This is a genomic window from Catonella sp. (genome assembly GCF_052169795.1).
Taxonomy (GTDB): domain Bacteria; phylum Bacillota; class Clostridia; order Lachnospirales; family Lachnospiraceae; genus Catonella.
The window spans coordinates 1-10079 of sequence record NZ_JBQNBU010000074.1; the positions used below are offsets into that span (position 1 = coordinate 1).

The 10079-nt window shown below is 36.5% G+C and carries 9 protein-coding genes and 1 pseudogene; all 10 read right to left on the reverse strand.

Annotated elements, in window-relative coordinates; translation table 11 throughout:
* Positions 1-134: 134 nt before the first annotated feature.
* The gene (locus ACTTKP_RS09565) at positions 135-680 is read right to left on the reverse strand and encodes a GNAT family N-acetyltransferase (protein WP_442553677.1); all 546 of its coding nucleotides are present in this window, start codon (positions 678-680) and stop codon (positions 135-137) included.
* Between the two features lie 192 nt (positions 681-872).
* Positions 873-2132: a molecular chaperone DnaJ gene (gene dnaJ, locus ACTTKP_RS09570; protein WP_442553678.1), complete on the reverse strand. Its 1260-nt coding sequence runs from the start codon at positions 2130-2132 to the stop codon at positions 873-875.
* Positions 2133-2318: 186 nt separating this feature from the next.
* Positions 2319-4193 (reverse strand): molecular chaperone DnaK, encoded by a 1875-nt coding sequence (gene dnaK / locus ACTTKP_RS09575; protein ID WP_442553679.1) that lies wholly within the window; start codon positions 4191-4193, stop codon positions 2319-2321.
* A gap of 35 nt (positions 4194-4228) precedes the next feature.
* The gene (gene grpE, locus ACTTKP_RS09580) at positions 4229-4810 is read right to left on the reverse strand and encodes a nucleotide exchange factor GrpE (RefSeq protein ID WP_442553680.1); all 582 of its coding nucleotides are present in this window, start codon (positions 4808-4810) and stop codon (positions 4229-4231) included.
* A gap of 16 nt (positions 4811-4826) precedes the next feature.
* Positions 4827-5927 (reverse strand): heat-inducible transcriptional repressor HrcA, encoded by a 1101-nt coding sequence (gene hrcA / locus ACTTKP_RS09585; protein ID WP_442553681.1) that lies wholly within the window; start codon positions 5925-5927, stop codon positions 4827-4829.
* A gap of 246 nt (positions 5928-6173) precedes the next feature.
* Positions 6174-7472 carry a threonine/serine ThrE exporter family protein gene (locus ACTTKP_RS09590; protein WP_442553682.1) on the reverse strand — a complete coding sequence of 433 codons (1299 nt, stop codon included), beginning with the start codon at positions 7470-7472 and terminating at the stop codon, positions 6174-6176.
* Positions 7456-8298 (reverse strand): tRNA 2-thiocytidine biosynthesis TtcA family protein, encoded by an 843-nt coding sequence (locus ACTTKP_RS09595; RefSeq protein WP_442553683.1) that lies wholly within the window; start codon positions 8296-8298, stop codon positions 7456-7458. The genes ACTTKP_RS09590 and ACTTKP_RS09595 overlap by 17 nt, the downstream gene beginning before the upstream one ends.
* 18 nt (positions 8299-8316) lie before the next feature.
* Entirely contained in the window at positions 8317-8796 is a 480-nt protein-coding gene (locus ACTTKP_RS09600; RefSeq protein WP_442553684.1) for an S-ribosylhomocysteine lyase, read from the reverse strand.
* Positions 8797-8835: 39 nt separating this feature from the next.
* Positions 8836-9186 carry an arsenate reductase family protein gene (locus ACTTKP_RS09605; protein WP_442553685.1) on the reverse strand — a complete coding sequence of 117 codons (351 nt, stop codon included), beginning with the start codon at positions 9184-9186 and terminating at the stop codon, positions 8836-8838.
* A 390-nt stretch (positions 9187-9576) separates the two neighbouring features.
* Positions 9577-10079, reverse strand: a pseudogene (locus tag ACTTKP_RS09610) (hypothetical protein); the annotation flags it as partial.

Here is a 10079-nt window from a genome sequence, read left to right on the forward strand (position 1 = left end):
TTAACTTCAAGAGCTTTATTATCTAAATTACCAATTTCAAAAAATTCATACATAACAAGCCCCCTTGTTAAATTATTATCAATAAAACAATCTAATAAAAAAGTAAAAGCAAGTTCTTTTGACATCAAAAAAAATTATTTTTTATAAAATTTCTCCCTCGAAATCTCATACACTACAGCTGTACGCCAATTCCCAAGCTGGTCTTTCCAGTTATTTTCAAGAACTTCCTTTTTTACGGCTTTAATTTTGTTTTCATATACATTCTGCGCTCTTTTATTTTCTAACATTGTATCCCATTCAATCCTATTTACCTTACACACAGAATTAATTTCTTTATTGGTAAAAATAAAATCAAACAACATATTTATAATTACTGTACCATAGCCTTTATTCTGGTATTCTTTTTCACATATTTTCCAACCCGAATATGCAGTATCATTACCTGTTATACTATAGTTTAACTCACCTACCGGCTTCCCGTCTATTTCTATTATACAAAGCTGACTGATGCGCCCTTCATTCCTCTTGACACATTCTATTGTTTCTTCCAGGCTCTGTCCCAATCCGTTAGGAAAGCCAGCATGTTCCATAACACTTCCGTCATTCCACCAATGGTTGAGAATTTCTGCATCTTTAAGATTAGCACTTTTGATAACTATATTGTCCTTTTCAATTCTCATTACTATCCCCCTTTAAAACCCAAATTATTCACGCTATAGTTACATACCTCTTATTCTGCATAGCAGAGTAGGATACCAGCTTTTGGTATGTGGCTATGGGGTGATGTTACCAAACATCTGTAAAATTTACAGCATATACAAATTTAGATAGCACTAAAAAGTACTATCTAAATTATAATTATCAATATAATTTTACTCGAACAAATCTCTTCCAATATCTTTAATATTATCTACAAAACTCTTTTTCTTAGAACTCTTGCTATTCTTTCCTTTATCATCATCATTTACATCAAATGAAGTGGATGATTTATCTGCATCTTTTACTTCTTCATGATTTGATTTAGCCCTAAACCTTGTTTCAAAGGTAGCATCAAGCTCTTCAAGTATTCTCTTTTGTTCTTTAGTAAGAGAAGCCGGTGTCTGAACTATAAAGGTAATGTAATGGTCTCCCCTTACCTCTTTATTTCTAAGAGTAGGAACACCTTTGCCTCTAAGTCTTACTCTGGAATCGGTCTGTGTACCCGGTTTTACAGTATAAATAACATCTCCGTCAACTGTATTTATCCTTATGTCTCCGCCAAGTGCTGCCTGCGTAAATGAGATAGGCACTGATGAATATATATCAAAACCATTTCTTTGAAAATTTGGATGCGAACCTACATGAACCTCTACAAGTAAGTCTCCTCTCGGTCCTCCGTTTACACCCGGTTCTCCCTTATCCCTAATTCTGATTGCCTGTTCATCATCAATACCTGCAGGAATATCTACTTCAATTGTCTTGCGTCTGGTAATATATCCTGTTCCACGACAATCATGACATTTGTCCTTAATTATCTTACCTGTACCATGACAATCAGGACAAGACTGCACATTTTTCACCATTCCGAACAAGGACTGCTGAGTATATGTTACCTGACCTGAGCCTCCGCACTTAGTACAGGTTACCGGACTGGTTCCTGCCTTTGCACCACTTCCATGACAGGTACCACATTCTTCTTTCATGTCAAGAGTAATTTCTCTTTTACAGCCTTTTACAGCCTCATCAAAATTAATCCTAAGGCTATATCTTATATTTGCTCCCTTCATAGGACTGTTACTGTTTCTTCTGCTTCCGCCTCCAAAGAAGTCAAAACCTCCTCCGCCTCCAAAGAAACTGCCGAAGATATCACCAAGGTCTATGTCACTAAAATCAAAACCTCCTGCTCCTCCACCGCCTCCATTGCTGAAAGCTGCATGTCCGAACTGGTCATATTGTCTCCTCTTATTATCATCACTAAGTACTGCATAAGCCTCTGAAGCCTCTTTAAACTTTGCCTCAGCCTCTTTATTCCCAGGATTTGCATCCGGGTGATATTTCTTAGCCAGCACCCTATAAGCCTTTTTCAAATCATCAGCAGATGCACTCTTAGCTACACCAAGAACCTCATAATAATCTCTCTTCTGATCTGCCATATTTATCCCACTTTCGTCTTTTTATATTTTAAACTTATACAACTCACCCATATAGCCACAGATAATTATCACATTATAAGAATTATGTTTTAGCTGTAGTAAAGTTTGATTTTATCTATACTTAATGTCAATATGGGGCTGCCACCCAAAGTTTAGTGCGACAGCCCGTTTTTTTATCTCAAATTATTATACTTCTCTATAGTCTCCATCAACAACATCATCATTTCCATTATCGGATGCTGTCTGTCCGGTTGCTCCACCCATGTCAGGACCTGCTCCGGCATTTCCGGCTGCACCCTGTGACTGCTCATAAACCTTAGTAAAGAGACTCTGTGCACTAGCCATAAGCTTTTCTTTAGCAGCTTTAAGCTTATCAATATCTTCATCAGATACATTATCAGCAGGAGTTGCTTCAAGAATATCTTTAAGTGCCTTAAGATCAGCCTCTACAGAGCTCTTGTCTGCCTCAGTAATCTTATCACCTACATCCTTAAGTGCCTTCTCTGTCTGGAATACCATAGCATCAGCATCGTTTCTTGCATCAATGCCTTCTTTACGCTTCTTATCCTGAGCTTCATACTCAGCAGCTTCTTTAACTGCCTTATCTATATCAGCATCACTCATATTAGATCCCGCTGTTATTGTAATATGCTGCTCTCTGCCTGTTCCAAGGTCCTTAGCAGAAACATTTACGATACCGTTAGCATCTATATCAAAAGTAACTTCAATCTGAGGGATTCCTCTTGGAGCAGGAGCAATTCCATCAAGTCTGAACTGTCCAAGACTCTTGTTATCCTTTGCAAACTGTCTCTCACCCTGTACTACATTGATATCAACTGCCGACTGATTATCTGCTGCTGTTGAGAATACCTGACTCTTTCTTGTAGGAATTGTAGTATTTCTCTCAATAAGTCTTGTAGCAACACCACCCATAGTCTCAATAGAAAGTGAAAGTGGAGTTACGTCAAGGAGAAGGATATCACCTGCACCCGCATCACCGGCAAGCTTACCACCCTGAATAGAAGCACCGATAGCTACACACTCATCAGGGTTAAGGCTCTTGCTTGGTTCTTTACCTGTAAGCTGTGCAACCTTAGCCTGTACAGCAGGGATACGGGTAGAACCACCAACCAAAAGCACTTTTCCTATCTCATTTGCATTGAGTCCTGCATCCTTAAGTGCGTTCTGAACAGGAATAGCTGTTCTTTCAACTATATCATGAATAAGCTCTTCAAACTTAGCTCTTGTAAGGTCAAGTTCAAAATGCTTAGGTCCTTCTACCGTAGCTGTAATGAAAGGAAGGTTAATATTTGTTGTTGTAGAAGAAGAAAGTTCCTTCTTAGCCTTCTCAGCAGCCTCTCTAAGTCTCTGAAGAGCCATCTTATCTGTAGAAAGGTCTACTCCTTCTTTATTCTTAAAATCTGAAATAAAGTAATTAGTAATTACATTATCTACATCATCTCCGCCAAGCTTTGTATCACCGTTAGTTGAAAGAACCTCAATAACTCCATCACCGATGTCAATGATAGATACATCGAAAGTACCGCCACCAAGGTCATAAACCATAATCTTCTGTTCTTTTTCATTATCAAGACCATAAGCAAGAGCTGCTGCTGTAGGCTCATTTATAATACGCTTTACATCAAGACCTGCTATCTTACCGGCATCCTTTGTAGCCTGTCTCTGTGCATCATTAAAGTAAGCAGGAACAGTAATAACAGCTTCTGTTACCTTTTCACCAAGATAAGCTTCTGCATCAGCCTTAAGCTTCTGAAGAATCATGGCTGAAATCTCCTGTGGGCTGTATGACTTATCATCAATATTTACCTTGTAATCAGTTCCCATATGTCTCTTAATAGAAGAAATTGTTCTGTCTGCATTGGTTACTGCCTGACGCTTAGCAGTCTCACCTACAAGACGCTCACCGGTTTTTGTAAATGCCACAACAGAAGGAGTTGTACGCATACCCTCTGCATTTGCAATAACTACAGGCTGTCCACCTTCCATAACAGAAACACATGAATTTGTTGTACCTAAATCAATACCAATTATTTTACTCATAATATTTACCTCACTTTTAAAGTTTATATTTAAATTTAGTTAACTACCTTTACCATACTAGGTCTTACTACACTTTCCTTATACATATAGCCTTTTTGCATTTCTTCGGCAACAATGTTTTCACCTAAACTTTCATCCTCGCCATGCATTACCGCATTATGTATTTCAGGATTAAATTCTTTACCGACAGCTTCTATAGGAGTAACTCCTGCATCCATAAGACACTGCATAAGCTGTTTATAAACCTTATCTATGCCCTGTGCAAAAGCTCCTTCCTTTTCTTCATCTGAAAGACTTGCAAGACCTCTTTCAAAATTATCTATAACAGGAAGAATTTTCTCTACAATTCCCTTAGCACCAAAGTCAAACATCTGTGATTTTTCTTTCTCAGTACGCTTTCTGAAATTGTCAAATTCAGCCATCTGGCGCATTACCCTGTCATTTAAATCATCAATTTTCTTTTTATATTCTTCCTCTTTTGACGCTTCTCTTTCTTCTTTTACCTTATTTAATTCTTTTTCATCTAAGGATTCTTTAGAAACTGTTTCACTCTCTTCTACAACCTCAGTATTAACCTTTTCTAACTCTTTTTCTGAATGTTTCTTTTTTTCTTTCACAGTCTCCCACCTTTCCCTATGTATCACTTACATCGTTTATGTCTTTTTTCATATCTATAAGCTTAATTGCTTTAGTACTTGTATCTTTACTCTGATGCTTAAATATGTCATCAAGCTGTTTCATAAGATTCTTAAGCGTACTCACAACCTTTGCATAATCCATACGCTTAGGTCCTACTATACCAATCTTACCGTAGACACCTTCTTCTATCTCATAAGTTGCAGTAACTACCGAGCAGTCTTTAAGACTTTCTACATTTGTATCATTTCCTATATATACCTGAATGCCGTCATCAGTGCCATCTTCCATCTTATCTGTAAGTAAAGCACATAATTCCTTTTTTTCTTCTATGGTATACAAAAGTTTCTGCATATTATCATTGTCATTAAGTTCAGGATATTTAAGAATATTGGTAGCACCACTGGTATATATCTTAAGCGAATCATCATCTGCAAATACTGAACCGATTGCATCTATAATTCTTCCAACCAGATTCACATATTCGCCTGCCTGCTCCTTCATTTTTGCAATAATTCCGATGTTTATCTCTTTCATATTTAATCCTGCAAGAAATGAATTAAGCATTATGTTAAGTTTTAGAAGCAAACTTTTTTCAACAGGTTCATCCAGCCTTATTATTGTATTTTTAACTGCGTTCTTTTCTAGTACAACTACAATGAGAAGATTTACTTCATCAATCTCTGAAAGCTGAATAAATTTTATATTGTTACTCTCATACTTAGGTGCAGATACCATTGTGGTATAATTTGTATTCATAGCAAGTAAATTTGCCACCTGTTGTAAAAGAGTTTCAAGCTTATCTGACTTTTCAATCAAATCTTTCTTAAGATCATCTTCTTCCTTTTCCTTAGTCTGCATCAACGAGTCAACATAAAGTCTGTAAGCCTTATCTGAAGGTATTCTTCCTGCTGAAGTATGAGGTTTTACCAAATACCCCATATCTTCAAGATCTGACATCTCATTTCTGATAGTTGCAGAGCTTAGTTTTAATTCAGAAAACTTGGAAATAGTACGGGAGCCAACAGGTTCCCCTGTCTCAAGATAGTTCTTGATGACAGCTTTAAGTATCTCAAGCTTTCTTTCGTCAAGTTCCATCTCATCACTCCTTTCCTTTTTTCATTGTTAGCACTCATTTGATTAGAGTGCTAACATCTATAAGTAAGATACCACCGTTAAATAAATTTGTCAACAGAAAAATATAATAAATTTTGTGTATTATTTGTGTTCACTCAAATATTTCCTTATCTCATCTCATAAACTTATACTTTAACTTTTCTAAAAACTAAAGGCTAAGATATATTTCTATACCTCAGCCCATATAACTTATTACTATATTAATCCTTACTTATTGTATTCATGTCTCCTTTTTCTCATACTTTTAATTAATGAATTTGCAATCAGCATTCCAAGTGCCAATGCTAAAGCTACAGACAAAGTTTCTACTCCAAGCTGTCCAAATTTCTTCCATTCACCTGTGACAGCAAGCCGCATGGTTCGATAAAGCATACCTCCGGGAACAAGTGGCATAATTGCTGATACTAAAAAAACTGTGGATGGGGCTTTTTCCTTTACAGCCATAAATTCTGCATAGATATTGATAACCAACGCAGCTATAAAATATTTCATCGGCTCCGAAAACATAAAATATCCTGCCATCAGGTAAGAAGCCCATCCGATAAGCCCTCCAAACCCTGCTCCAAACAATCTCTTAATTCCTGTATTAAAGGTAAGGGCATAAGCAATCGAACCAAAAAATGAAGCTATAAGGGCAGTTATTACTGTCACGTAGATTGGCCATTCTCTAACATTCGACATAACCTCTCTTCCAAATATCTCTTCATAAAATTTAGATGATGCTGAAAATCCCACTGCTATCATCACAGCTATCAAGGTTGCCTCTATAAACCTTATGCCCCCTGTAATAGTATCACCACCAAACATATCCCTAAGAGAATTGGTAAGCATAATTCCCGGAATTAAAAGCATTACATCTCCTATACTTACTTTTCCTACCGAATCTGCTATTCCGGCTCTTACTGCCATTATCGCCAAGAATCCTCCAAGGAGTGATGAAGCTACAATAGGAATAAATTTATTAATTTCAATCTTTCTTGCAAATTTATCTATGTACTTAAACAGCACAGCTATCAACGCCGAAACTATTGCATCCTTTATGCTGCCTCCAAAGAAAATGGTAAACGAAAATGCAATCATCATAAAAAACAGTATTTGTGCGGAAAAAGAATAATATTTTTCCAACATTAACTCTGCAAATTTCTTTCTGCCCTCTTCCACCTTTAGGTGATTTTCGCAAATTTCCCTTGACAATTCATTCATCTTCTCAAGCCTGTCCATATTGTATGCAAATTTGTCTACTCGCCTTGTCTGCGTAACCGAGCCATAATCTCCATAATACACAGTGACTATGAGGCTTGTAGTTATAGAAAGAGCTTCCGTCCTTATCGCTCCAAAGCTCTTACATATTCTCCTTATACTATATTCTGTCCTTGCAACCTCTGCTCCTGATATAACCATTTGTTCAGCAATATCAAGTACCAGTGCCAGTCGCTCTTCCCACTCACGCCTCTCACTACCTGCTTCTATTTTATTGTCTATATGTATTTCATTTAATTTCATCATATCCATCCAAAAAACTATGCTTCTTACCACCATATTTATAGGCTATTACAGTTTCAAGATTCACATGAGACATACTGTTAAATATATTGGTGGCTACACTGGGGTTAATCTTTGACATTTCTTTAACAAGCTCCTTCATCTCTGCCCGCTTGGAAGTTCCCTCATCTCCCAACTTTTCCTGTTCTTCCGTAAAACGGCAGGCACATCTGAGAAATCTTAATCCATTATAATTCACCCAAGCCTTTATATACTCTTCTCTTACCATATACATTGGGCGAATAAGTTCCATTCCTTCAAAGTTCATACTATGAAGTTTAGGCATCATTGTTTCATACTTTCCTGCATAAAACATTCCCATTAGCACAGTTTCTATTGCATCATCAAAATGATGACCAAGGGCTATCTTATTACAACCAAGTTCTTTAGCCTTACTGTAAAGATGTCCCCGCCTCATCCTCGCACATAGATAACACGGACTTTTCTCTATATCCACTACCACATCAAATATCTCGCTATGAAATACTTCTATTGGAATTTCAAGAAGTTTTGCATTTTCTTCAATCAGTTTTCTATTTTCAGGATTATAACCCGGATCCATAACAATAAATTTCAGTTCATACTCAAACTTCCTATGTCTTTTCAACTCCTGCATAAGTTTTGCAAGTAAAAAAGAGTCCTTTCCTCCTGAAATACAGACAGCTATACTGTCACCTTCTTTTATAAGATCATATTCTTTTACTGCTTTTACAAAATTGGTCCAAATTTCTTTATGATACTTTTTTACTATACTTCTCTCTATTTCTTTTACTCTGTCTAATTCTTTCATATACACCTTTTCTAAATATTATTCTGCATAGTGCATATGTGCTTCATCTATGCATTCTAAAGTATTTTTAAGATATCTCTCAGCCAGCCATCTTGACATAGGAAGGTTCTGATCTAAATAATTTCCACATTCTATAGGACTTGCTCCGGGTATCTCTCCTTCAAAATCCTTTGCAAAACTAAACATCTCTATAAGAAGAGGAATTATATCTTTTGACTCCAAATCTCCTGCCATAATGAGGTAGCAACCCGTCCTGCAGCCCATAGGACCAAAATATATTATCTTATCTTTGTATATTTTATGATTTCTTAAAAATGTTGCACAAATATGCTCCAGAGTATGAAGCTCAGCGGTATTCATAACCGGCTCTTTATTTGGAGTTGTCATTCTAAGGTCAAATGTAGTAATTATCTCTGCTCCGACCCTATCCTTTCTTGACACATACACTCCCGGTTCAAGTACTAAATGATTCACTGTAAAACTGGCTATCTTATCCATAATTTCTCCTTTATTAAATAACATAAATCTTTCAAAATTTTACTTTAATTTCTCTTCCCACTCCACCTCTTTAAATCCAATAAGAACTGTAGTATCACTTACAACTACAGGGCGTTTTACAAGCATTCCGTTTGTTGCAAGGAGTCTAAGTTGTTCTTCTTCACTCATTCCCGAAAGCTTATCCTTTAACTGCATTTCCTTGTACAACACTCCACTTGTGTTAAAAAACTTCTTAAGCGGAAGCTCGCTTTTAGCAAACCACTCTTTTAACTCATCATAAGAGGGATTTTCTTCCACAATATGACGGGCAGTATATTTTATTCCTTTTTCATCAAGCCACTTTTTAGCTTTAATACAGGTAGAGCATTTTGGGTAGTATGTAAATAACATTTTGTCACCTTCCTTATAAATAATATTTTTTAGTTATCAAGAGTATCATAAACAGCCTTGCAGACTTTATTGTTTCTCATAGAAACACAGTCCCATATATAATTACACTAAAAACATCACTTTTCAAATCTGTTTTAATTATATATCGAATATCACAAAATGCAACGATAAGTTAGTTTCGTTGCATTTTTATATCTTTCAGCATCATTTAAGGTAATATCATCTGTTACTATATCTGTAATACTTGAAATGAAATTCTTTTGCAAATTCATTTGCCAGCCTTTATAAAAATTCGGATTTTGACAATTCCATCCAAGGCAAATAATACGAACAGCTGTTATCATATTGCAACAGCTGTTCTGAAAGCGTTTCCTGTTTTTAATTATTGTATTAACTCTTTGTGATTGACTGAACTCCCTTTATTGCCTGATCGGGTTGAGTCTGTGTTGTACTTGCATTTGCAGCTGACTGAACTGCCGCCTGTGTCTTAAATACAGAAGAACTCTGTGCAGCCATAGCCTGCTCATTAGTCACACCCTTTGAATTGTAGTAATTTTCAAAAAGCTTATTAGCCGCTGCCAGTGTCTTTTTACTAATCTCAGGGAGTTCCCTGCCCCAAGCCTTAGTGGCCTCTTTATAGCCCTTTTCCATAGCAGCCTGCATATCCTTCATCTTGTTCACATCATCCCCTGCAAGAGCTGAAGCATAGTCAAACATTCTTTTTGAAGTCTGCTCAACTCCCCAGTATCCCTTTGCAGAAATTTCTTCTTTGGCTTGTTTCTTAGCAGCTTCACTTACAGTAAAGTTGCCTTTTGCAATCTTCTTCCAAACTTCATCCAGATTATTATCAGCAATAGCAATCTTCTGTCCCTGACCTGAAATAGTCTGAACTA